Origin of the sequence: Streptomyces sp. NPDC087263 (genome assembly GCF_044744645.1) — a bacterium.
Lineage (GTDB): Bacteria > Actinomycetota > Actinomycetes > Streptomycetales > Streptomycetaceae > Streptomyces.
On record NZ_JBIUYT010000013.1, the window covers coordinates 50,831 to 73,732 of the forward strand.

The 22,902-nt window shown below is 69.9% G+C and carries 24 protein-coding genes; 15 read left to right on the forward strand and 9 right to left on the reverse strand.

What is annotated here, in order from left to right:
• Positions 1-88 precede the first annotated feature (88 nt).
• The 6 genes from ACIPC1_RS34260 (at position 89) to ACIPC1_RS34285 (ending at position 6,244) form a co-directional block, all read left to right on the forward strand.
• The gene (locus ACIPC1_RS34260; protein WP_402524237.1) at positions 89-454 is read left to right on the forward strand and encodes a hypothetical protein; all 366 of its coding nucleotides are present in this window, start codon (positions 89-91) and stop codon (positions 452-454) included.
• A gap of 348 nt (positions 455-802) precedes the next feature.
• Positions 803-892, forward strand: a complete 90-nt coding sequence (kdpF, locus tag ACIPC1_RS34265) for a K(+)-transporting ATPase subunit F (protein ID WP_266456782.1) — start codon at positions 803-805, stop codon at positions 890-892.
• A gap of 8 nt (positions 893-900) precedes the next feature.
• On the forward strand, positions 901-2,565 hold the full coding sequence (kdpA, locus tag ACIPC1_RS34270) for a potassium-transporting ATPase subunit KdpA (protein WP_402524240.1): 1,665 nt from the start codon (positions 901-903) through the stop codon (positions 2,563-2,565).
• A 62-nt stretch (positions 2,566-2,627) separates the two neighbouring features.
• Complete coding sequence (gene kdpB, locus ACIPC1_RS34275) at positions 2,628-4,724, forward strand: potassium-transporting ATPase subunit KdpB (RefSeq protein WP_402524242.1); 2,097 nt, start codon at positions 2,628-2,630, stop codon at positions 4,722-4,724.
• A gap of 7 nt (positions 4,725-4,731) precedes the next feature.
• Positions 4,732-5,442 (forward strand): potassium-transporting ATPase subunit C, encoded by a 711-nt coding sequence (locus ACIPC1_RS34280; RefSeq protein WP_402524244.1) that lies wholly within the window; start codon positions 4,732-4,734, stop codon positions 5,440-5,442.
• Positions 5,443-5,560: 118 nt separating this feature from the next.
• Positions 5,561-6,244, forward strand: a complete 684-nt coding sequence (locus ACIPC1_RS34285; RefSeq protein ID WP_402524246.1) for a response regulator — start codon at positions 5,561-5,563, stop codon at positions 6,242-6,244.
• A gap of 67 nt (positions 6,245-6,311) precedes the next feature.
• On the opposite strand, the gene ACIPC1_RS34290 is transcribed toward ACIPC1_RS34285, so the two are convergent.
• The 4 genes from ACIPC1_RS34290 to ACIPC1_RS34305 all read right to left on the reverse strand — a co-directional run bounded on the left by ACIPC1_RS34290 (position 6,312) and on the right by ACIPC1_RS34305 (position 11,239).
• A complete protein-coding gene (locus tag ACIPC1_RS34290) occupies positions 6,312-7,412 on the reverse strand; it encodes a protein kinase family protein (RefSeq protein ID WP_402524248.1) in 1,101 nt (366 codons plus the stop codon).
• A 52-nt stretch (positions 7,413-7,464) separates the two neighbouring features.
• Entirely contained in the window at positions 7,465-8,805 is a 1,341-nt protein-coding gene (locus ACIPC1_RS34295; protein WP_402524251.1) for an acyltransferase family protein, read from the reverse strand.
• Between the two features lie 74 nt (positions 8,806-8,879).
• Positions 8,880-10,436, reverse strand: coding sequence for a sensor histidine kinase (locus ACIPC1_RS34300; RefSeq protein ID WP_402524254.1), 1,557 nt, complete (start codon positions 10,434-10,436; stop codon positions 8,880-8,882).
• A gap of 8 nt (positions 10,437-10,444) precedes the next feature.
• Entirely contained in the window at positions 10,445-11,239 is a 795-nt protein-coding gene (locus tag ACIPC1_RS34305) for a response regulator transcription factor (RefSeq protein WP_402524257.1), read from the reverse strand.
• 332 nt (positions 11,240-11,571) lie between these two features.
• Between ACIPC1_RS34305 and ACIPC1_RS34310 the strand changes: the two genes are divergently transcribed.
• Positions 11,572-12,102 carry a GNAT family N-acetyltransferase gene (locus ACIPC1_RS34310; RefSeq protein WP_402524259.1) on the forward strand — a complete coding sequence of 177 codons (531 nt, stop codon included), beginning with the start codon at positions 11,572-11,574 and terminating at the stop codon, positions 12,100-12,102.
• On the opposite strand, the gene ACIPC1_RS34315 is transcribed toward ACIPC1_RS34310, so the two are convergent.
• On the reverse strand, positions 12,016-12,405 hold the full coding sequence (locus ACIPC1_RS34315; RefSeq protein WP_402524709.1) for an HGxxPAAW family protein: 390 nt from the start codon (positions 12,403-12,405) through the stop codon (positions 12,016-12,018). The genes ACIPC1_RS34310 and ACIPC1_RS34315 overlap by 87 nt on opposite strands.
• A gap of 108 nt (positions 12,406-12,513) precedes the next feature.
• Here ACIPC1_RS34315 and ACIPC1_RS34320 point away from each other — a divergent pair, with 108 nt between their 5' ends.
• The 6 genes from ACIPC1_RS34320 (at position 12,514) to ACIPC1_RS34345 (ending at position 17,204) form a co-directional block, all read left to right on the forward strand.
• Positions 12,514-13,044 carry a MarR family transcriptional regulator gene (locus ACIPC1_RS34320; protein ID WP_402524262.1) on the forward strand — a complete coding sequence of 177 codons (531 nt, stop codon included), beginning with the start codon at positions 12,514-12,516 and terminating at the stop codon, positions 13,042-13,044.
• 135 nt (positions 13,045-13,179) lie between these two features.
• On the forward strand, positions 13,180-13,515 hold the full coding sequence (locus ACIPC1_RS34325; protein WP_402524711.1) for an ArsR/SmtB family transcription factor: 336 nt from the start codon (positions 13,180-13,182) through the stop codon (positions 13,513-13,515).
• Positions 13,515-14,231, forward strand: a complete 717-nt coding sequence (locus ACIPC1_RS34330) for a cation transporter (RefSeq protein ID WP_402524264.1) — start codon at positions 13,515-13,517, stop codon at positions 14,229-14,231. The genes ACIPC1_RS34325 and ACIPC1_RS34330 overlap by 1 nt, the downstream gene beginning before the upstream one ends.
• A 261-nt stretch (positions 14,232-14,492) precedes the next feature.
• On the forward strand, positions 14,493-15,029 hold the full coding sequence (locus ACIPC1_RS34335; RefSeq protein ID WP_402524266.1) for a DUF2231 domain-containing protein: 537 nt from the start codon (positions 14,493-14,495) through the stop codon (positions 15,027-15,029).
• A 160-nt stretch (positions 15,030-15,189) separates the two neighbouring features.
• A complete protein-coding gene (locus tag ACIPC1_RS34340; RefSeq protein ID WP_402524269.1) occupies positions 15,190-15,348 on the forward strand; it encodes a hypothetical protein in 159 nt (52 codons plus the stop codon).
• Positions 15,349-15,383: 35 nt separating this feature from the next.
• The gene (locus ACIPC1_RS34345) at positions 15,384-17,204 is read left to right on the forward strand and encodes an APC family permease (protein ID WP_402524272.1); all 1,821 of its coding nucleotides are present in this window, start codon (positions 15,384-15,386) and stop codon (positions 17,202-17,204) included.
• Between the two features lie 59 nt (positions 17,205-17,263).
• Here ACIPC1_RS34345 and ACIPC1_RS34350 read toward each other — a convergent pair whose 3' ends face one another.
• Positions 17,264-17,680, reverse strand: a complete 417-nt coding sequence (locus tag ACIPC1_RS34350; protein WP_402524274.1) for an SAV_915 family protein — start codon at positions 17,678-17,680, stop codon at positions 17,264-17,266.
• 306 nt (positions 17,681-17,986) lie between these two features.
• On the opposite strand from ACIPC1_RS34350, the gene ACIPC1_RS34355 reads away from it, so the two are divergent.
• A complete protein-coding gene (locus tag ACIPC1_RS34355) occupies positions 17,987-19,387 on the forward strand; it encodes an acyltransferase (RefSeq protein WP_402524276.1) in 1,401 nt (466 codons plus the stop codon).
• A 405-nt stretch (positions 19,388-19,792) separates the two neighbouring features.
• Positions 19,793-20,347: an HPP family protein gene (locus ACIPC1_RS34360; RefSeq protein ID WP_402524278.1), complete on the forward strand. Its 555-nt coding sequence runs from the start codon at positions 19,793-19,795 to the stop codon at positions 20,345-20,347.
• Positions 20,348-20,679: 332 nt separating this feature from the next.
• Here the strand turns inward: ACIPC1_RS34360 and ACIPC1_RS34365 are convergent, their stop codons facing one another.
• The 3 genes from ACIPC1_RS34365 to ACIPC1_RS34375 all read right to left on the reverse strand — a co-directional run bounded on the left by ACIPC1_RS34365 (position 20,680) and on the right by ACIPC1_RS34375 (position 22,863).
• Positions 20,680-21,570: a hypothetical protein gene (locus ACIPC1_RS34365; protein WP_402524281.1), complete on the reverse strand. Its 891-nt coding sequence runs from the start codon at positions 21,568-21,570 to the stop codon at positions 20,680-20,682.
• 287 nt (positions 21,571-21,857) lie between these two features.
• Positions 21,858-21,992, reverse strand: a complete 135-nt coding sequence (locus tag ACIPC1_RS34370) for a DUF397 domain-containing protein (protein ID WP_402524284.1) — start codon at positions 21,990-21,992, stop codon at positions 21,858-21,860.
• On the reverse strand, positions 21,949-22,863 hold the full coding sequence (locus ACIPC1_RS34375; protein ID WP_402524714.1) for a Scr1 family TA system antitoxin-like transcriptional regulator: 915 nt from the start codon (positions 22,861-22,863) through the stop codon (positions 21,949-21,951). The genes ACIPC1_RS34370 and ACIPC1_RS34375 overlap by 44 nt, the downstream gene beginning before the upstream one ends.
• Positions 22,864-22,902: the final 39 nt, after the last annotated feature.

A 22,902-nucleotide genomic window follows, 5' to 3' on the forward strand; every position in this document is an offset into this window, starting at 1 on the left:
CACCCGCCGGGTGCCCAGCAGTCCGCGGGCGGAGAGCCAGTCCTCGCCGGCCGCGACCCGGGTCGGGCAGAGGACGAGGAGCAGCAGCATGCCGAGCGTGGCCCAGAGCGCGGCCCGTGGCGACGAGGTGCGCGCCGTCACCGTCTGCCACCCCGACGCCGAGGACCGTGCCCGGATCGCGGCCCTGGAGCGCGCCTGGGAGGAGTGGAACCCAGGGGTCCCACTCGTTCGGCTCGCCTCCGAGCGCAGGGCCCTGGGCTGCCCCATAGCGTCGTACGTGTCCCGTATCGCCGCCGACGAGCCCGGCATCAGGGGCACCGTGCTGATCGCGGAGGTCGAGCCCGACCAGCTGTGGCAGCGGCTGCTGCAGAGCCAGCGGGACGCTGTCGTCGCCCACGCTGTGCGGAAGGAGAGGGACGCGGTGATCTGCCGACTGCGGTTCCGCATCACCTGAGGGCTGCCCCGACATGTCTCCCGAACCCCACTCGAAACACCCCCGTAAGGGATGCGTCAAAGCCGTAGCGCGCCACGTAAGGGACCCGTCAACGGTGGCGGAATCCGGTCAGAGAGGCGCTTTCCTCTACTAGTCCGTTCAATCCCAACCTCATCTAGGAGCTCTCGATGGCCGACGTGGTCTTCGTCGTCATCACGATCGCGGTGTTCGCGCTGGTGGCCCTCGTCGCCAAGGGGGTGACGAAGCTGTGACCGTCGAGGCCGCATTCATCGGTGGCGTCGGCTTCGTGGTGTCCGCCGCCCTGCTGGGCCATCTCACCCTCGCCTCCGGGTCCCAGGAGGTGTCGCTGTGACCGCCGAGAACATCGTCGGCCTGATCGTGGCCGTCGCCCTGCTGGGCTATCTGATTCTCGCCCTCGTCTTCCCGGAGAGGTTCTGAGCACTGTTATGGGACCCGTCCTCGCCGGTGTGCTTCAGATGGTCGCGCTCATAGCGGCCCTGGCACTCGCCTACCGTCCCCTCGGCGACTACATGGCCAAGGTCTACTCCTCCGACAAGCACTGGCGCGTCGAGAAGTGGATCTACAAGGGCATCGGCGCCAACCCGAACACCGAGATGCGCTGGCCCGCGTACCTGCGCAGCGTCCTCGCCTTCTCGGTCGTCGGCGTCCTCTTCCTCTATCTGCTGCAGCGGATCCAGGGCATCCTGCCCGGCTCGCTCGGCTTCTCCTCCATCGACCCGGACCAGGCGTTCAACACCGCCGCGTCCTTCGTGTCGAACACCAACTGGCAGTCGTACTACGGCGAGCAGGCCATGGGCCACGTCCTGCAAACCGGCGGCCTGGCGGTGCAGAACTTCGTCTCCGCCGCGGTCGGCATCGCCGTCGCGGTGGCGCTCGTACGGGGCTTCGCGCGCTCTCGCACCGGCGAACTCGGCAACTTCTGGGCCGACATGGTGCGTGGCGTCATCCGCATCCTGCTGCCCATCGCGGTGATCGCCGCGATCGTCCTGGTCGCGTGCGGCGCCATCCAGAACTTCGCCGGTATCCACGAGGTCGGCCAGTTCATGGGCGGCTCGCAGCAGTGGAACGGCGGCGCGGTCGCCTCGCAGGAGGCCATCAAGGAGCTGGGCACCAACGGCGGCGGTTACTTCAACGCCAACTCGGCCCACCCCTTCGAGAACCCCTCCCCGTTCTCCGACCTCTTCGAGATCTTCCTGCTCCTGCTGATCCCGTTCGCGCTCACCCGGACCTTCGGCCGGATGGTCGGCTCGCTGCGGCAGGGCTACGCGATCCTCGCCACGATGGTCACCATCTGGGTCGGCTTCACGGCCCTCATGTTCTGGACCGAGTTCGCCCACCACGGCCCGGCGTTCCAGATCGCGGGCGGTGCGATGGAGGGCAAGGAGACCCGTTTCGGTGTCGCCGGTTCCTCGATCTTCGCGGTGGCGACCACGCTGACCTCGACGGGTGCGGTCAACTCCTTCCACTCCTCGTTCACCGGCCTCGGCGGCGGCATCACCATGCTGGGCATGCAGCTCGGCGAGATCGCACCCGGCGGTACCGGCTCCGGCCTCTACGGCATGCTGATCATGGCGATCATCGCGGTGTTCATCGCAGGTCTGATGGTCGGCCGAACGCCCGAGTACCTGGGCAAGAAGATCGGCACCCGCGAGATCAAGCTCGCCGCCTGCTACATCCTCATCACCCCGGCGCTGGTGCTCGTCTTCGCCGCCGCGGCGATGGCCCTGCCCACTCCGGCCCACTCGATGACCAACAGCGGGGCGCACGGCTTCTCCGAGATCCTGTACGCCTACACCTCCGCGGCCAACAACAACGGCTCGGCCTTCGCCGGTCTGAACGCGGACACGCAGTGGTTCAACAGCACCCTCGGACTCTGCATGCTCCTGGGCCGCTTCCTGCCGATGGTGTTCGTGCTGGCCCTGGCCGGTTCGCTCGCCGAGCAGAAGCCGGTGCCCGCGACCGCGGGCACACTGCGCACCGAGAAGCCGCTGTTCACCGGTCTGCTGGTGGGCGCGATCCTGATCATCACCGGTCTGACCTACTTCCCGGCCCTGGCGCTGGGCCCGCTGGCCGAGGGGCTGGCGTCATGAGCACCCGGGCAGCGAAATCGCGCAAGGAATCGCGCAAGGAATCGCGTAAAGAAGAGGACTCGATGTCCGCAGCCACTCCGACGCGGGCGCCGCACAGCGATGTGCCGACCGGTCACAAGGACGAAGGACGCGTCGGCGCGGGGGTGTTCGATCCGAAGCAGCTGCTCAGGTCACTGCCCGACGCCTGCCGCAAGCTCGACCCGCGGGTGATGATCAAGTCGCCCGTCATGTTCGTGGTCCTCGTCGGCTCGGTGCTGACGACCGTCTTCTCCTTCACGGACCCGAGCGACTGGTTCGGCTGGGCGATCAGCGCCTGGTTGTGGCTGACGGTGATCTTCGCCAACCTGGCGGAGGCGGTGGCCGAGGGCCGCGGCAAGGCGCAGGCCGACACGCTGCGCAAGGCCAAGACCGACACGGTCGCCCGGCGCCTCGACGGCTCGGTGGAGGAGCAGGTGCCCGGCACCGAGCTGCGCGTCGGCGACCTGGTGGTCTGTGAGGCGGGCGACATCATCCCCGGCGACGGTGACGTCGTCGAGGGGGTCGCCTCGGTGGACGAGTCGGCCATCACCGGTGAGTCGGCCCCCGTCATCCGCGAGTCCGGCGGCGACCGCAGCGCCGTCACCGGCGGTACGAAGGTGCTCTCCGACCGCATCGTCATCAAGATCACGACGAAGCCGGGCGAGACCTTCATCGACCGCATGATCGCCCTGGTCGAGGGCGCCGCACGGCAGAAGACGCCCAACGAGATCGCGCTGAACATCCTGCTCGCCTCGCTGACGATCGTCTTCCTGCTCGCCGTTGCCACCCTCCCGCCGTTCGCGGACTACGCGGGTACGCATCTGACGATGGTCGTGCTGGTGGCGCTGCTCGTCTGTCTGATCCCGACCACCATCGGCGCGCTGCTCTCCGCGATCGGCATCGCGGGCATGGACCGCCTGGTCCAGCGGAACGTACTGGCCATGTCCGGCAGGGCGGTTGAGGCCGCCGGTGACGTCTCCACCCTGCTCCTCGACAAGACCGGCACCATCACCCTCGGCAACCGCCAGGCCTCCGAGTTCGTGCCGGTGACCGGCACCACCGACGCCGAGGTCGCCGACGCCGCCCAGCTCTCCTCGCTGGCCGACGAGACGCCCGAGGGCCGCTCCATCGTCGTACTGGCGAAGGAGAAGTACGGACTGCGCGAGCGTCACCAGGGTGAGCTGGCCGGGGCCGAGTGGATCGCCTTCACCGCCCAGACCCGGATGTCGGGTGTGGACGTCGACGGGCGCAGGATCCGCAAGGGCGCGGCCGGGTCGGTCATCGCCTGGGTGCGGGAGCGGGGCGGCGAGATCTCCGCGGACGCCGGCACGCTGGCCGACCGGATCTCCGAGGCGGGCGGCACCCCGCTGCTCGTCGCGGTCGAGGACGGCCGGGGCGCCCGCGTCCTGGGTGTCATCCACCTCAAGGACGTCGTCAAGGAAGGCATGCGCGAGCGGTTCGACGAGCTGCGCCGCATGGGCATCAAGACCGTCATGATCACGGGCGACAACCCGCTGACGGCCAAGGCCATCGCCGATGAGGCGGGCGTCGACGACTTCCTCGCGGAGGCGACTCCCGAGGACAAGATGGCGCTCATCAAGCGGGAGCAGGCGGGCGGCAAGCTCGTCGCGATGACCGGTGACGGTACGAACGACGCTCCGGCGCTGGCGCAGGCCGACGTGGGCGTGGCCATGAACACCGGTACCTCGGCCGCCAAGGAGGCCGGGAACATGGTGGACCTGGACTCCAACCCCACCAAGCTCATCGAGATCGTCGAGATCGGCAAGCAACTCCTGATCACCCGGGGCGCGTTGACGACTTTCTCCATCGCCAACGACGTCGCCAAGTACTTCGCGATCATCCCGGCGCTGTTCGCGGCGGTCTACCCGGGCCTGGACAAGCTCAACATCATGCACCTGCACTCGCCCGACTCCGCGATCCTGTCCGCGGTCATCTTCAACGCGCTGATCATCATCGCGCTGGTGCCGCTCGCCCTGCGAGGCGTGCAGTACCGGCCGGTGAGCGCCGACAAGTTGCTCCGCCGCAACCTCGGGATCTACGGACTCGGCGGGCTCGTCGCGCCCTTCATCGGCATCAAGATCATCGACCTGATCATCTCCCTCATCCCCGGAATCGGTTGAGCGCGCCATGAACAACTCGGTTACGAACACTGCGCGGTTGCTCTGGGCCGGCCTGCGAGCCCTGCTCGTCCTCACGCTGGTGACGGGCGTCATCTACCCGCTCGCCATCACCGGCGTCGCCCAGGGTCTGTTCAACGACAAGGCGAACGGCTCGGAGATCAAGGCGAACGGCCAGGTCGTCGGCTCCTCGCTGATCGGCCAGGCCTACAACCTGCCCGTGAAGGGTGACGAGACCCCGGAGCCCGACCTCAAGTGGTTCCAGGGCCGTCCGCAGAACGGCCTCGGCACCAACAGCGTCAACACCCAGTACAGCCTGATCCTGTCCGGCGCCACCAACCGGTCCGGTGACAACGGCGCGGTCGACGGCGTCTGCCCGCCGCTCGGCAAGGTGGAGGAGAGCACCCTCTGCTACTGGGTCGAGTCGGCCAAGGCCGCGGTCATCAAGGACAACTCGGTGCCCGGCTACACGGTCAAGGCCTCCGACGTACCCGCCGACGCGGTGACGTCCTCCGGCTCAGGACTGGACCCGGCGATCTCCCCCGACTACGCCGACATCCAGGTGCACCGCGTCGCGGAGAAGAACAACCTCCCCGTCGCCGAGGTGCAGAAGCTCGTCGACGAGCACACCGACGGTCGCACGCTCGGCTTCATCGGCGAGCCCACCGTCAACGTCCTCGAACTGAACATCGCGCTCAAGGAACTTGTGGCCAAGAGCTGATGGGCTTGACCGACGCACAGTGCGGGAGCTGGCACCCGGAGAAACCCTCCGGATCCGTCGACTCCCGCACCACATCCGGCACTCCTGCCCCGACGTACGACTTGAGAGGTGCACACCGATGACCCGCGTGCTGGTGGTGGAGGACGACCCACAGCTCGTACGGGCGCTCGTGATCAACATGCGGGCACGCGGGTACGGGGTCGACGCGGCCCCGGACGGTGCGACGACGCTCCGGCTCGCCGCCGCGCGCCGGCCCGACGTGGTCGTACTGGACCTGGGGCTGCCCGACATGGACGGCACGGACGTCATCAAGGCCCTGCGCGGCTGGACCCGCGTACCGATCCTGGTGCTGTCCGCGCGCCGCGCCTCCGACGAGAAGGTCGCGGCGCTGGACGCGGGCGCCGACGACTACATCACCAAACCGTTCAGCATGAACGAACTCCTGGCCCGGCTGCGCGCCGCCGTCCGCCGTACCGACTCCGTGCCGCTCGTCCCCGAGACGGCCCTCGTCACCACGGACGAGTTCACCGTGGACCTGGTCGCCAAGAAGGCCGGCCGCGCGGGCCACGACGTCCGCCTCACCCCGACCGAGTGGCACCTGCTGGAGATCCTGGTCTCCAACCCGGGCCGACTCGTCACACAGCGCCAACTCCTCCAGGAGGTCTGGGGCACCTCACACCACAACAAGACCAACTACCTGCGGGTCTACATGGCCCAACTGCGCCGCAAACTGGAACCGGACCCGTCACACCCGCGCTACCTGATCACCGAGCCCGGGATGGGCTACCGCTTCGAGGGCTGAGAGGGCGCCGACCCGCGGCTCTGCGTGGCCGTCGTCGATCGGCCGACCGGAGCGCAGCGACGGGCTCTCACTCCCGGGACGTCGATGCGCCCGATGCGCCCGATGTGCCCTCCAGGGCCCGCCGCACCTCGGCTGCGGGGAATGGCGTGCTCTTGCTCCGGGTGAGGAGGCGGTGGTGGAAGTCGTCGAGCACGATTGCGTGTGGGGCGTGGCGGTCGAGGATCGCGCCGATGTCGGGCGGGACGCCGTCGGGTCGGTGGCCCTCGATCCACTGGCGCAGGAAGGTCTGGAGTTCGGTGGTGCCGAGCACGCCGTCGGGCAGGTGATGGCGGAGCAGGTGGGTCGGTGCGTAGCTGCGGTCATACACGAGATGGTCGGCAAGGAAGGCGCTCTCCTCCGCCGAGAGTTCGAAGTCGCGGCTCGACGCGAGCCCGAAGTCCGCGAAGTACACCTGCCGGCCGTCGGTGAGCAGGTTGGCGAAGTGCGCGTCGAAGTGGACCAGTCCGCGTGTGCTCATGAACTCCGTCCCCCGCAGCAGCGCGTCCTCGACCCACAGGTAGGGCGATTCGTCTCCCGGCCCCCGGTAGGCGGCATCGCGGGTGTCGCCCAGCCACGCGGCGAGCGTCTGAGGCACATGCTGGAGGAAGAGAACCAGGCTGAAGGAGGACTTTCCGATGGCCTCCAGCCGGCGGCGCACGGCCGGCGAACCGTCCCAGTGCGCGACGGCCCCCTCTACGCCCCCCAAGAAGTCGGCGAAGCCGGCAGGGGGACTGTCCGGCAGAACCCGCCAGTGGTAGAGGAGCGGGAAACCGGCGTACTCGTCCTTGAGTACCCAGCCCGTGGTCATGATGTGTGCGGCCAGCTCACGCCAGGCACCGAACCCGGCCGACCCCACCCCGTACTGGTAGAAGAGGGGAAGCCCGAAAAGGTTCGCCGTCGACCGCACGTGCTCCGGCTGCAACTCGAGGTCCGTCAGCGGCACCCGCTTGACGAAGACGCGTGTTCCTTCGACTTCCATCTCGGCCGACCTGCCACCGATACCGGAACCGAGACTCTGCGCGGCGGCCACCGCGTCCCCGAGCCGACGGTCGCTGAGCAGGGACAGCCGTGTCCCCACTGCCGCGTAGGCGGCCACTCGCCGGGCATGCCCCGACTCGGTCGCATGCATCAAGCGGCTCCAGCCTGTCGTCAGGACGAACTGCCGTTGATCATGTCAGGAGTTACCCGGCCGGAGAAGCCGGAGAAGCCGGAGAAGCCGCGGCGGTCGGAGAAGCCGCAGCGGTCGCAGCGGTGAGAGAAGCCGCGGCGGTCGGAGAAGCCGCAGCGGTCGGCTCGGCGGCGGCGGAGGTAGCGGCAGCCGCCTTCTTCTGGCCGCGGCGCAGGAAGGGGCGCTCGACGGCGTAGTACGACAGCAGTGCCATCAGGATGGTCAGGACGGCGGTGGCGGGGAGTTGCCAGGTGCCCACGCCGAGGAGGCCCAGGAGGCGGGCGATGGGGTAGTGCCAGAGGTACATGCCGTAGCTGAGGTTGCGGCCCGTCCAGGCGAGTGGGGTCAGGGACAGGAGTCTGGACAGCGTTCCGTGGGGGCGCAGTTCGAGTCCCGCGACCAGGATGGCCGACGCCACCGCCACCGCCAGGAAACCGACGGTGTACCAGGCCGGCGTCCACCAGCCCGCGCCGCCGGTGATCGGCACCTGCCAGGCGGTCAGGGCCAACGCCGCCAGGGCGGGCCAGGCCAGCCGTCCCGCCCAGACGCGCAGCCGCTCCAGCCGGGGGTCGCCCGCGGGCAGCCGGGCCAGCACCACGGCCACCAGGGCTCCGGCGAGCAGCTGGTCGGCGCGGGTGTCCGTGCCGTTGTAGATGCGGTGCGCCGCGTCCGGGGCCCACAGGGAGAGCCGCCACACCACCGGCAGGGTGCAGAGCACCGCCGTGACGATCAGCACCGTGCGGGCCCGCAGCCGCTTCAGCAGCAGGATCATCACGGGCGGCCAGACCAGGTAGAACTGCTCCTCCACCCCCAGCGACCAGGTGTGCGCCAGGGGCCCGGTTATGTCGGAGTACACACCGGGCTGCACCGCCCGCACGATGTTCACCACGAACGTCGCCGCCAGTCCGATGGACAGGAGCGAGCCGTCGAAGCCCCGCAACGACGTGGTGAGCGCCAGCACCGCACACACCGCGCACAGGGCGAACAGTGCCGGCACCAGCCGCCGCCAGCGCCGCCGGTAGAACGCGGACATGCCGACGGTCCCGGTACGGGCGTACTCGGCGAGCAGCAGGCGGGTGATCACGAAGCCGCTGATGGTGAAGAAGACGTCGACCCCGACCGAGCCGCCCGGCAGTATGTCGGGTCGCACGTGATAGACGAGCACCATCGCCACGGCGAGGGTGCGCAGCCCGTCAAGACCGTTCACCCGGCCGGCCCGCTGCACCGCGGAGGGGAAGCCCCGGCCCGCGGTGGTCCCGGCGCCCGCAGGATTCGCCGCGCCCGCAGGATTCGCCGCACTCGCCGTACCCGTTGAACTCGTGGTACTCGCTGCACTCGTCGTGGTACTCGTCATGAAAAGGATCGCTCTTCACCTGCCGCCCGGTCTTGGAATAGCTGCGTCTGCCCTGCAATCACGATGGAAAACCCTCAAGCGCGTCCCGACCCCGGCAGCACCAGCCGGAACGTGCAGCCCTCACCGGGCGCGGTGTCCAGCTCCAGACGGCCCCCGTGCCCCTGCGCGATGGCCGCGGCGATGGCGAGTCCGAGGCCGCTTCCGCCCTGGTCATGGGCGTGGGAGCGGGACCGGGAGCGGTCCACGCGGTAGAAGCGTTCGAAGACGCGCTGGGCTTCTTCGGGGGCCAGGCCCGGACCGGTGTCGGCGATCTCCAGGACGCCGACCGCGGTGCCGTGGGCGAGGGCCGGGGAGGCGCTGGTGCGACCGGGACGGTCCGCGCCGCCGGTGTCCGGGGCGACCAGGGCGGTGCCGACGCGTACGTGGATGGGGGTGCCCGGCGGAGTGTGGGTGCGCGCGTTGGACAGCAGGTTCTCGACGACCTGCCGCAGCCGGTGCGGGTCGCCGATGGCCTCCACCAGCTCCAGTTCCTCCGAGCCCTCCAGTTCCTCCGCGTCCGCCGCTGCCTCGGAGTGCTCCGCCTCTTTCGGCGTACGCAGCGGTTCCAGGTCGATCCGGCGGCCGGAGTCGCCCAGCGCGGCCGCGCTCACCGCGTCGGCGGCCAGGGACAGCAGGTCGACGGGTTCACAGCCGTACGACGGCTCGTGGTCGAGTTTCGCGAGGAGCTGGAGGTCGTCGACGAGGAGGCCCATGCGTTCGGCGTTCTGGGCGATGAGCCGGTTCGCCTCACGGCGGCCCGCGGTGGACTGCTGCTCGTGGCGCAGCGCCAGTTCGGCGAAGCCCTGGATCGCGGTGAGCGGCGTACGCAGTTCGTGGCCGGCGTCGGCGACGAAGCGGCGCAGCCGGGCCTCGGAGGTCTCGCGCTCGCGCAGGGCGCCCTGGAGCCGTTCGAGCATGGTGTTGAGGACCCGCCCGAGCCGCCCGGTCTCGGTGCGCGCTTCGGTGTCCGGCAGCCGCAGGTCGAGGTCGCCGTCGGTGATGCCCTGGGCGGTGCGTTCCATGCGGGTGAGGGGGAGCAGCCCGAGGCGTACGACCCAGCGGCCGAAGAGCACGACGCCGGTGACCGTGAGGGCGAGCACCGTGCCGTCCAGGTAGAGGATCTTGGAGGTGGCGCCGTCGATGGTGGCGAGGGGAAGCGCGACGACTGCCTGCACGCCGTCGGTGCCCTTGCGCAGGACGATCCGCCAGCGGGTGCCGCCCGAGGTGGCGGACACCGTCGCGGGACGGCCCACGGTCAGGCCGAGGTCGTCGACGGTGGACGCCAGTTCGGGCCTGGTGGCCTGGTCGCTGTCGCCGAGCGAGGCGCTCAGGAGGTGGCCGTCGGAGCCGTAGAAGTAGACGCGGAAGTCGGAGGGCAGTACCCCGGGGGCGGTGGTGAACCTGCTTGGGAACCCCTCCTCGCTCACCGCGTCCTGGTACGCCTTCCTGGGCATGCTGAAGTGCGCGAGCTGATCGTCGAGTCCGTCCATCAGCCAGGCCCGCAGTACGACGAAGCCGGCGACCTCCGCGGCCAGTACCGCGGTGGTGGCGACGACGGCGAGACCGAGGACGAGCCGGCCTCGCAGGGACACGGGCCGTTTCACCGTTCGGCGGCCTCGGCGCGCTCGCCGGCCGGCGGGGCGGCGGCCTGGTCTCGCTCGTGGTCGCGCGGCAGCCGCAGCGAGTAGCCGATCCCGCGCACCGTGTGGATCAGCGGCGGCTCGACGCAGTCGATCTTCTTGCGCAGGTACTTCACGTACGTCTCGACGATGCGCACGTCACCGGCGAAGTCGTACCCCCACACGCGCTGTACGATCTGCGCCCTGGTCAGTACCCGGTTGGCGTTCTCCATCAGGTAGCGGAGCAGATGGAACTCGGTGGGCGACAGCGGCACGTAGCGCTCCGCGCGGTGCACCTCGTACGCCCGCTCGTCGAGCCGCAGGTCGGCGAAGAGCAGGATGCTCTCGTCGTCCTCGGCCGCCTCGTCGGAGGGTGCTTCCTCGCCGCCGGTGCGGCGCAGGATCGCCTGGATCCGCAGCAGCACCTCTTCGAGGCTGAAGGGCTTGGTGACGTAGTCGTCGCCGCCGGCCCGCAGTCCGTCGATGCGGTCGGACAGGTCGGTGCGCGCGGTCAGGAAGAGTACGGGGGTCTTCTTGCCGCCCGCCCGCATCGCGCGGGTCACCTCGAAACCGTCCAGGTCCGGCAGCATCACGTCGAGCAGCACCAGATCGGGGCCGAACCTCTCGATCTCAAGCAGCGCGGCACCACCGGACTCCGCACTGCTCACCGCGTAGCCGCTGAGCCGCAGCGTGGACTCCAGCAGGGCGCGGATGCTCGGCTCGTCCTCGACGACGAGGAGCCTGTGGGGGGCGTGGGGCTCGGGGTGCTCGGACATGGTGTCGACTCTCCCCGCTCTTTATGGGCGTGGGCTTGGCGAAAGCTGGGGGTTGGCTGAGAGCCACCCATGGAGAAGGAGCCACCCATGGTGAAAGACCGGCCCACGGTGAAAGACCCCGGACTCCTCCACTGAGGGAGTCCGAGGCCACCTCGTGTCTGACTGAGACCCCGCTCCGAAAGAGACGTGACTCCACTTGGTGCCTCGTACGTTAGGCAAGCCATGTGGGAGACCCCGGGACGACTGCTGAGAGGTCCGTGTGGACAGGACCCTGGGCGGCGTACGAGGAAAACTCTTCGCCCGTCGGCGGCGTTGCGTGAAGACTGAACCGCATGACCACTGCTGATCCCACCGCTGATCCGAGGACTCTCAAGGAACCGCCGAGCCTCGTCCCGCCGACCGCGACGGTGCGGGACTCCTATCTGGCCGGTGAGCGCGCCGACTGCGTGGCGGAAGGCCGCAGCCCGGAGTGGCTCGGCCCGGCGGGCGACGACTTCGACGCCTTCGCCGCGCAGCGCCGCGGTGTGCAGGCCCGTTGGGGGGTCCCTTCCACCCTCTTCTGGTACGTCTCCGGGGAGTACTACCTCGGGTCGCTCGTCGTCCGGCACAGCCTGACCCCCGAACTGGCGGAAGTCGGCGGCCATATCGGCTACCACGTCGTCCGACCCTGGCGCCGACAGGGCCACGCCACGCGGATGCTCGCTGCGGGGCTTGCTGAGTGCCGAGGTCTCGGCCTCAGCCGCGTCCTGCTGACCTGCGGCGTCGACAACGCTCCGTCACGCCGGGTCATCCAGGCCAACGGCGGTGCCCCCGACGGCCAGGTGCGCGGCGAGGACCGCTTCTGGATCGCCCTCGGCGCCTGAGCCCGCCCCGCGGCCGGCCAGTCGGCAGCCGAGGCAGCCGGGGTGGCCCTGCCGGGCGGCGGTGTCGCGGGTGCGTCGGCCGTGGCCGATCGGACGTGGTCCGCCGGCCTTGCCCCAGCCCGCGAGGTGCAGCAGCCAGGTGGTGAGCGCGGCGAGAATGAGGACGGCTCCGCCCGACCACAGTCCGGCCGGTGATCCGGCGGCCAGGGCCACGCCCAGGATCGTGCTTCCCACGGTGGCCAGGGCGGTGCCGGTCCAGCCGGCGACGGTGTGGCCCATGTCATGGTCGCCATGTGCACTCATGGTGGCCCCCTCGGGGGTGCGATGGTTCATCGGCAGAGGTGTATTGCACGGCAATGCGGCTCGAGTATCTTACGAGCTAAGTAACTTAGATCCTAAGGGGATTTTCGGGTGGAAGGCAAGGTGCGCCCCGAGGCGACGGCCGATCAGGCGCTGTACGCGATGGACCGGATGATCGCGCTCGCCCATTTCGGGCAGCAGGACATCGCGGGCCGGCTCGGACTCAACGCCACCGACCTCACCTGCCTCGGCTTTGTCATCGAGGCCGCCCTGGCCGGTGAGCCGCTCGCCGCGGGTGACCTCGCCGACCGGGCTCGCCTCACCACCGGTGCGGTGACCGGCGTACTCAACCGGCTGGAGAAGGCCGGCTACGCACATCGGCAGGCCGACCCCGGGGACCGTCGCCGGGTGCGGGTGGTGATGGGGGAGTCCGCCCAGGCGCGCATCCTCGAGGTCTACGGCCCGTTCTACGAGCGAGTCTGCGCTCTGTTCGCGGACTACACCCCGGACGAGATCGCCGTGCTGGCGGACTGGTTCGCCCGCGCGACGGCCGCGATGCAGGACTCGCTGGAGGAGATCCGCGACGGGGGCGCGCAAGTCCAGGCCTCGCCTCACCACTCGCGCACCGGTGGGACCTCGTGAGCCCGGGTGGTGGCTCCGCTGGATCTCGTAACGCCATCTCGTAACGCCATCTCGTAACGCCAGAACGGTCTTCGTTCGCCTTCTGGTTCATGCTTTTATGAATTCAGGTAAACCTGTACTGTCAGGGTCATGGTCATGCTGAAGCTCGCCACAGACCTCGACGCCCTCACCCGCTTCGGCCGTGCCCTCGCCGACCCCATCCGCTGCACCCTGCTGCTCGAGCTGCGCGAGGCTCCGGCCCACCCGGCCGACCTGGCCGACCGGTTGGGGATCTCCCGGACGCGGCTGTCGAACCACCTGGCCTGCTTGCGCGACTGTGGTCTCGTGGTCGCGGTGCCGGTCGGGCGCCGTACGCGGTACGAGCTGGCGGACCCGCGGCTCGGGCACGCGCTCGACGACCTGCGCGCGGCCGTGGTGGCCGTTGAAACGGACCGCAACTGCCCGGACGCCGACGAGAACGGCTGCTGCTGATGGTCTCGATATCCCTCGGACCGTCGCCGGCGCGGCGGGACCTGCTGGCCCGGCGAGTACGGCTGCTGGTCGCCTCGACGATCGCGTACAACGTCGTCGAGGCGGTTGTGGCGATCACCGCGGGAACGCTCGCCTCCTCGACCGCGCTGGTCGGGTTCGGGCTCGATTCGGTGATCGAGGTGTCATCCGGCGCGGCCGTCGCCTGGCAGTTCTCGGCGCAGGAGCACGCGGTGCGGGAGGCCAGGGAGAGGACCACGCTGCGGATCATCGCCGGGTCCTTCTTCGTTCTTGCGGCGTACGTCGCTGTCGAAGCCGTACGCGGTCTGGTGGGGGGTGGGGAAGCGGAGAGCTCGGTTCCAGGGATCGTGCTGGCAGCGCTGTCGCTTGCGGTGATGCCGTTCCTGTCGGCCGCCCAGCGCCGTGCCGGGCGCGAGCTGCGGTCCGCTTCGGCGGTGGCCGACTCCAAGCAGACTCTGCTGTGTACCTACCTGTCGGCCATCCTGCTGGTCGGCCTCGTCGCCAACGCCACGTTCGGCTGGTCGTGGGCCGACCCGGTCGCCGCCCTGGTGATCGCAGCCGTCGCCGTCAAGGAGGGGCGCGACGCCTGGCGGGGGGAGGGGTGCTGTGCTCCGGGCCCGGCCGCCGTGTCGCCGAGGCCCGCCGCAGCCAAGGCGGACGCCTGCGGCTGCTCGGCCGGTTGCGACTGCTGCACCTGACTCAGCACCTCTTGCCAGAAGGACGCGAGCACTGCTCAAGACTGGGGAGCGGTGTCGAGGAGACGCGTGAAGGGCGCACCTTCCCGAACGAGACCCCTGCGCGCCGAACGCGCCGGTCCGACCTGCCAGGGCGCCGTCGGGGTACAAGTGACCAGAGAAGCAGATGCGCTTCATGCTTTCGTCTACAGCTTGTAGTCGGCATTCGTCTACAGCCTGTAGGCGGTTGCCGCTCCTCGACGTCTGTTCTTGAAGGAGTCTTCAGTGGGCCCCACTCTCATCAACGGGCTTCCAGCCCATGTGCTGCTCGTGCACTTCGTGGTCGTGCTCGTGCCGCTCACCGCGCTGGCGCTGGTGGCCGCCACGGTGTGGACCACGTGGATCCGCAGGCTGGGCGTGGTGCTGCCTCTCCTCGCTCTGGTCACCCTGATCAGCGTGCCGATCACGACCAATGCCGGTGAGTGGCTGGAGAAACGCATCCCCAGCGACTCTCTGGTCCGCAAGCACACGGACCTCGGGGACACCCTGCTGCCCTGGGTGGTGGCGCTGTTCGTCGTCGCCGTGGCGGTGTGGTGGTTCGGCCGCAGAGCCATGGCGCGCTCCTCGGTAAACACGCACACGCGTGCGGGTCTGAGCGGGGCCGTGCCTCTGACCATGCCGGTGCGCGTGGCCGCGATTGTCCTGGCCGTGGTCGTCGCCGCGGGTTCTGTGGTGCAGGTCTACCGGATCGGTGACTCGGGTGCGAAGTCGAGCTGGGAAGGCGGGTTTTCCACCACGCCGGTCAGCGGCAAGGGCCGCTGACCCGGTACGCATGCCGGCATCGGAGGCGCGCGTCGGCGCGGGGATGGCCCCGCCGACCGGCCCGCTTCTCGGATGCGCCCCGTCGACCGCCCCGCTTCTCGGATGCGCCCCGTCTGGACGGCTACGGCTCGGGATCGACGGGGACGTGCTGTCTGAGGCCATGACCTTCAACGGCGACGCTGATCAGGAAAAGCTGGACGCGGTGCAGGGCGTGCCGGTGGGCCGGACGTCGTTCGTGCGGATCCGGATGTTCAGCCAGACGCACAGAAAACAGCAGCAGTTGAATACCCCTCCCGGCACCCCACGCCGGTCACACTGACCTCGCCCCCGCCCCCTGCCCCGCGAAGGTCCCCCATGGCGTACGGACTGGCCCGCCGCGAACTGAAGCCGAGAGTTCCGTTGCGTCACGGGGAGGGCGACAAACGGCATCTGACCAGCCTCGAAGGGCTCGCCGCGCTGTCGCTGGACGCGTTGAGCTCGGTGGCGTACGGCCCCGAGGCGATCGTGCTGGTGCTGATCGCCGCCGGCACCGGGGCGCTCACCGCGACGCTCCCGGTGACGCTGGTCATCGCCGCGCTGCTGGCGGTGCTCGTGGTGTCGTACGGGCAGGTCATCGCTGTACATCCGGACGGCGGTGGCGCGTACGCCGTGGCCAAGAAGGATCTCGGGCCCCGGATCAGTCTGCTCGCGGCGGCCAGTCTCGTCGTGGACTACGTACTGACCGTGGCGGTCGGTCTGGCGGCGGGCGCGGCCAGTCTCGCGTCCGCGTTCCCCTCCCTCGGCTCGCATCTGCTGGAGATCTGCCTCGTCGGCCTTGCCCTGCTCACCGCCGTGAACCTGCGGGGCGTCGCGGAGAGCGCGCGGGTGCTGATGCTGCCCACCCTGCTGTTCATCGTCAGCATCTTCGGCATCATCGTGGTCGGGCTGCTGCGCGGCCACCCGGCCGCGGTCGTCGGGACCACCGAACCCGTCCACGTCACCGAGGCGTTGGGAGTGGTGCTGCTCCTGAAGGCGTTCTCCTCCGGCTGCTCCGCCCTGACCGGCGTGGAGGCCATCGCCAACGGAGTCCCCGCGTTCCGTGAGCCGCGTGTAAAACGCGCCCAGCGCACCGAGTTGATGCTCGGCGGACTGCTCGGGCTGATGCTGATCGGTCTTGCCGTACTGATCCAGCGCGACGATGTGGTCCCGCGCAACGGCGTCACCGTGCTCGCGCAGCTGACGGCGGGCTCGTACGGCACGGGGTGGGCGTACTACGCGACCAACCTCATCGTCACGACGGTCCTCCTCTTCGCCGCCAACACCAGTTTCGGCGGCCTGCCGGTGCTGATGAGTCTGCTCGCCAAGGACCACCGGCTGGCGCACCTGTTCGCACTGCGCACCGAACGCCCCGTGTACCGCTGGGGAGTTGTGGCCCTCGCTCTGCTCGCCGCGCTGCTGCTGGCGGCCGTGGGCGCCGACACCCACCGCCTGCTCCCGCTGTTCGCGATCGGTGTCTTCGTCGGGTTCACCATCAGCCAGACCGGACTCGTACGGCACTGGGCGAAGGAGCGGCCGCGCGGCTGGCTACGGCGCGCGGTGCTCAACGGGTTCGGCGCCGTGCTGACGAGCGTGGCCTGCGCGGTGCTGCTGGCCAGCAAGTTCGTCGAGGGCGCCTGGGTGGTCGTCGTCGCGATTCCGCTGCTGATGCTGCTCTTCGCCCGCATCCAGCGCTACTACGCCGAAGTGGGCCGGGAGTTGGGCCTCGGCGAGATCCCGCCGCCGGTGCGCGCCATCGCCGACTCCCTCGTCATCGTGCCGGTCGGCGAGGTCAGCAGACTCGCCCAGCACGCGCTGACGGCCGCCCGCGCCCTCGGTTCGGCGGAGGTCGTCGCCGTCGCCGTACACGGAAACCAGGAGAGGGCCCTGGCCCTGAAGGAGAGTTGGGAGCGCTGGGATCCCGGCGTACGGCTCGACATCGTCGACAGTCCGAAGCGCTCCCTGGTCGAACCCATCGTCGAGTACGTCCAGCGGGCGGCGGAGGGAGGACGGCAGATCGTCGTCCTCATCCCCGAGGTGGAGCCCCTCCACCGCCGCTACCAGATCCTCCAGAACCAGCGCGGGCTGCTGCTCGCGGCCGCGCTGAGAGCTCGTACCGATGTCGTGGTGTGCGTGGTGCCGTACCGGCTGCACATTTAGCCGTACGGGGTTCCTGGAGAACGGTTACGGACATGACTTCTCCTCAGCCGATCTGCCGATCAACCGATCAGCAGGTTCAGGTACGCGAGGACGGCGGCGGCGCCGGTCACCCGCAGGGCACCGATGTGCTGCGGGTGCCAGTCGTGCCAGGTGCGCTCGCGCTCGCGGTCATGGGTCTCGGTGGTGGCCGGAGCGGAGAGCTGTGGGTCGACGGTGAGGGCGGTGACACCCAGGGGCGCGGCGAGCGCGCGCAGCGCGGGTTCGGAGAGCTTGATGCAGGCCTGTTCCGGGCCGAGGGTGGCGGTGAGTCTCGCCGCCGAGGTGAATCCGACGGCCGTACGGCCGCCCAGCGGAGTGCGGAAGAACCGGGCCGTACAGCCCGCTGGCCCCGACCGGACAGGTACGTGGAGGAGTCCGGTCGGGATGCGTTCAGAAGGCTCGGGGTCCGGGTCCTCGGGACGGTCCAGTGGAGACATCGTGCAGCTCCTTGACGAAGGTGACGTGCGCGCCGCTCTGCCGATGCGGGATGCGGGATGCGGATGGTGGTGTGCTGGTGCCCTGCCCCGTATCGGCCGGACGCCTCCGTGACGCTATGCCCGGGTGAGGGGGTACCGAGCGGTCCGCTGACGCATGCTTGACGGCTGGGGCGGCAGCCGTAACGCGATGCTTACGGGGATGCTGCCGAGCGGGGTTCCGCCGGGCACACGCCTGGCGTCGCCGCCCCGGAGGCCGGACACTGGTGCCGCCATGTGCGACATGCCATACGCCACGGGGGAGGCGGCATGACGGAGCCGGGGGGTACGTCGGGACCGGGGGAGCGGGCGGAGCCCGCGGGACGGGTGCCGGGCGAGAGGGCGGAGCCCGCCGTGAGCGTGCCGGGGCAGCGTGCGGAAGTCACAGGCGTCGCAGGCGTCGCAGGCGTCGCAGGCGACGTAGGCGTCGCGGGCGCCGCGGGCGTCGAGTCGGGAGTGCGCGCGGAGCCTGCAAGCGCCGCGTCCGGCCGGCGCACCGAACTGGACGCGATCCGCACCCTCGTCGTCATCGGGCTGGTCTTCTTCCACTCGGCGCTGGTCTTCGCCACGGACACCGACTTCTACGTCAAGAACCGGGACACCACCGACGCGATCCTGGTCATCGCGGGGTTCGGCGTGGTGTGGGCGATGCCGATGCTGTTCTTCGTCGCGGGCCTCGGCTCCTGGCACTCGCTGCGCCGCCGCGGCCCCGGCGGCTTCGCCACGGAACGGCTGCTGCGGCTCGGCGTACCGCTGCTCTTCGCGACGGCCGCCCTGCTGCCGCTGCCACAGTGGCTGCGCGAGCGGGCCGCCGACCCCGGCTACGACGAGTCCTACCTCCGCTTCCTGCCCCGCTTCTTCGACGTCCACCTGGACCTCTCCGCGTTCCCGTTCGTCGTACAGGGCGAGTACTTCGAGACGGGCCACCTGTGGTTCGTCGTGCTGCTGCTCACGTTCTCGCTGTTCCTGGTGCCGCTGGCCCGGTGGTTTCCCGCGGCGCACGTCCAGCGCCTCCGCGACGCTCTCGCCGGGGCGTGCGAACGGCGTGGTGTGGTGCTGCTCCCCGCCCTGCCGCTCGCCGTGATGAGCGCGCTGATCGGCCTGGAGGAGGACTACGGAGGCTGGGGCCGGTGGGCGTACCTCCTCTTCTTCCTCTACGGCTTCGTCGTGGCCACCGACGACCGCCTCCGCGCGGCGATGCGCCGGGACGCGGTGTGGGGAGCCGTCCTCGGCCCCCTTCTCTTCGCCGCCTCCGCGCCCGGCTTCATGACGGCGGACGACGCCTTCACGGACCCGACCGCCCTCGCGACGGTCACGCGCGCGCTGTTCGGCGCGGCGGGCTGGTGCTGGATCGTGGGCATCGTGGGGCTGCTGGATCGCCGCGACCGGCCTCCGACCGCGGCATCGGTCGGTGGTCGCCGTCGCCTTTTCGGCTATCTGGCCGTCGGCGCACTGCCGTTGTACGTCCTGCACCAGCCGATCGTCGTGGCGGTCGCGTACCTGGTGGTCGGCCTGGACGCCCCGGTCCCGGTCAAGTACGTCCTGATCGTGGCCGCTTCGCTGTTCCTCACCTTGAGCGCCTACGAACTCCTCGTACGCCGCACGAGGTTGACCCGTTTCCTGTTCGGGATGCGCGCGAGCCGGGCCCGGGACCTGACCAAGCCCTCCTAGGCTCTGCCGGACCGGTGCACGTGTCCGGTCCGTTGCCCGCGGAAGGAGACAGAGCAGCGCCGCGGCGTCCACGGCCGGAGGCCCCGGGTACCTGCTGACGGCAGACGGCGACGTCCTTCCCCCACGGGAGACGGGAATGTGACGACAGGGCCTGGGGGGAGGTGGGTTTCGATAGAGGCCCTCGATCGGGCGATAGGGAGGCGGTCTTGGACGGGCGTCGCCCGGCGAGGTCACGATGCCGGGGATGATCCCCGTCTTCACGGACGACGAGCCGCCGTGGGCCGGAAGCCGGGGTTCCCCGAGGAGTTCCCGTGCTGCTTCCGTGCGCCCCGAAGGTGTATGACCTGCCCGAGCTGGGCCGCTCTGCCGTTTTCCACCTCACCTCCCGAGCTGAATCTCGCATTCATGGCGCATGACGCGCCTGAGGAATCGGCAACCGTGAAGGTGGCGGCCCACCCGGCGAAGCGACCCGCGAACCACTGGTGGAAGCCCGACGAGCCCCGGCCGCCCCAGCGGACCGTCGCGTCGGCGGCCGTCACGACGTCGGTCGGGCTGGCCGTGCTGGCGGCCGTGGGCGCGCTCACCCACCAGACGGCGCTCGTACCGCCGCTCGCCGCATCGATGGCCATCGTCACCGCGACCCCCCAATCACCTCTCGCACAGCCCCGCCACGTCATCGGCGGCCACATGCTGTCCTGCCTGGTCGCCTTCGCGGTGCTCGCCCTCGGCTGGCACGGTCCTTGGGCCGCCGCCGTGGCGGCCGGCGTCGCCTGTGGCCTCGTACTCCTCCTCAAGGCGGCCCACCCACCGGCCATGGCCACCGCCGTCATGATCATGCTCACCCGCCCCCCGGTCATCCCCTTCGTACCCCTCCTCGCCATCGGCGCGGCACTGCTCATCGGGGTACAGATGGTCTCCGCCCGCCTTCAGCGGCAGATGTATCCCACGTCCTGGTGGTGAGCGGCCGTTTGTGTCTGAGGGGCGCTCGGCCTCGCCGAGCGACGGCCTGAGCCACATCGGACGTGCCGATCCATGATCGCCATTGAGCCGCCCCAGCCGCCCCAGAATGCGATGCGGCCGTCCGGGATCCAGCGCAGTGTGCGCCGGTCGGGCAGTGCGTATCCGATGCCCCATCGCGGGTGCAGTCCGTTGACGAGGTCCGCGCCGTTGGACTGCTCGTCGAACTGAGGGCTTCGTCGACCGCGCTCGGTGAGGGCCTGACCAGCACGCCCAGGGCTGGCGACTGACAGGTGGCGGAGGTAGCCGCGCTTGGGTGCAATCCTTCCGAGGCATCAGGCCGCCTCCCGGCAGTCTCGGCAGGCGGATGGTTCCGGGGCGCGGAAGGCGCGTTCGCAGCCGTCGCAGGTTTGCCAGGGCAGGACGGGCTGCTGAGTTGGGGGTGTGTACGGGGCTGGTGGTGGCGCCGGGAGGGGGAGTTCGGCGAGTCGGTGTGCGAGGAGGCGTGCCGGGCGGGAGCGGAAGTGTGGGGGGAGTCCGGCGGTGAGCAGGCCGGTGATCTCTTCGGGCCGGAGACCTCGTGCGAGCCACTCGGAGACGTCCGGGGCCAGTTCGGCGACCTCGCGGCGGGACAGGACCAGCCTGCGGTCGGCGATCCGCAGGGAGGCGAGGATGACGACGGCCTGGGGGTCGGCGGCATCGACTGAGGGCGAGGCTTGCGGTGACGGGGGCGTGGGCTCGGGCGCGGTGACTGTTCCGGGTGGCGGGGGCGCTGGGGCAGCGGGTGACGGGGGTGGAGTGGGCACTTCGGTGGGCTTCCGTGGCTGGACAGGCCGCCGGTTGGGCCGGGTGGGCGGCGGGATGGGCTGACCCTGGCCGCGCGGTACGTCGTAGAAGAAGGTCCTCGTGCGGACCTGGCCGTCCGGGCCGCGTTCGCGTCGGCGTTCCAGGTATCCGGCCGCCTCCAACTCCCGTAGCGCCCGGGAGATCAGGATCTCGCCCTCGGTGAAGTGCGCGCACAGCGCGGCGATGCTGACGATGGCGCCGTCTGGCAGCGAGAGGATGTAGGTCGCGACCCCGACGGTGACCGCGCTTCCGCGCCGCTGCGCAAGGGCGTTGGCGATCACGGTGAAGTCGGCGGTGAGGCGGGTGCGGACGTGGATCACGCCGGAGGTCGGAGCGCCGGTGTCGGCGCGCGAGGGCGCGTTAGGATGCAGCTCAGCCATTGGGAAGGGTTCGACTTCCTGGTAGGTCAGGCCCTCGTCCAGGATTGCCGTCCTGGCGGGGGCCGTCTTCTGTTGTGTGCGATGTCGCGGCGAACGTAACTCCCTGTCGCCACTTTCCGCAACCGGGTCACTCCTGAGGGTGAACGGGTGGGAGGAGGTGGGTAGTTGGTTCTTTCCTTGAAGTCCTTGGGGGAGGGCCGTGGCCCACCGGGCCACCGCGAACGAGAGCCCGGTGGAGCTGGAACGCCGTCCGGGTCCGGTACCTGGTCGGCTCGGATTCGGTCGGCTCAGGTGCGGTTACGGGTTTTCAGCTCGCCTATGAACAGGGCCCAGGAGGCTGCGGCGAAGGCGAGAGCCGGGCCGTCGGGTGACTTGCTGTCACGGACGGGGACGGTGCCGGGGATTCCGTCCGCCACCTCCACGCAGTTGCCGCCCTCCTGATTGCTGTAGCTGCTCCTGCGCCAGGCGGCGCCGTTCAGTTCGAGATGGGATGTTCGCGCCACGGTGGATGCCCTCCATCGCAGATCGGATCATGTCGAGGGACATGAGCGGGGGCAGGGCTGCCGCCCGGAGCCGATCGTAAAACAGACTGAAGCGCCTGACCTCGGCCGGATCCTCGATGAGTTGGCCGTAGTGGGCGCCTTCCGGGTAGGCGACCTCGCTGCCGTCCGGCAGTTCCAAGATGGTCAGCGACCCGCCCATCAGGTCGTGCTCGCCCTGGTCGAACGGCAGCACCTGCACCGTGATGTGACGCTCGGAGGCAGCGTCCAGCATGCGCGTCAACTGAGCCCGCATGACTGCCCACCCACCGACCGGCCGCCGAAGCACAGCCTCGTCCAGTACGACCCACAGCTCGGGGCGGTCGGGTGCGGTCAACCGACTCTGCCGACCGAGCCGGGCCGACACGCGCTCCTCCAGATGTTCTTCGCCCTGGAGTGAAAGCCCGACGCTGAGTACGGCCCGCGCGTAATCCTCCGTCTGTAAAAGGCCGGGCACGAGGTGTGCCCCGTACTCTCGGATGGCGATCGCCCTCTCCGAGTGCGCCATGAACGCCCGCGACCAGTCCGGAAACGCCTCGCGGTAGACGTAGGGCCACAGGTCGACCAACAGCCCGTCTGCTCCCAGGATTTCATCAAGGGCTCGGGCCAGCTCCAGCGTCGGCTTCGCCCCCGACGCCCGCTCGACCTGGGTGATCCGCGTGGCGACCACGTGCGCCTTCTCGCCCAGTTCCGCCTGGGTCAGCCCCGCCGCCGTACGGAGTCTGCGAACGCGTGATCCGAAGAGCGCCGCCATCGATGATCCCGGGTCGATTTCCTTGGCCAAGGCGCCACT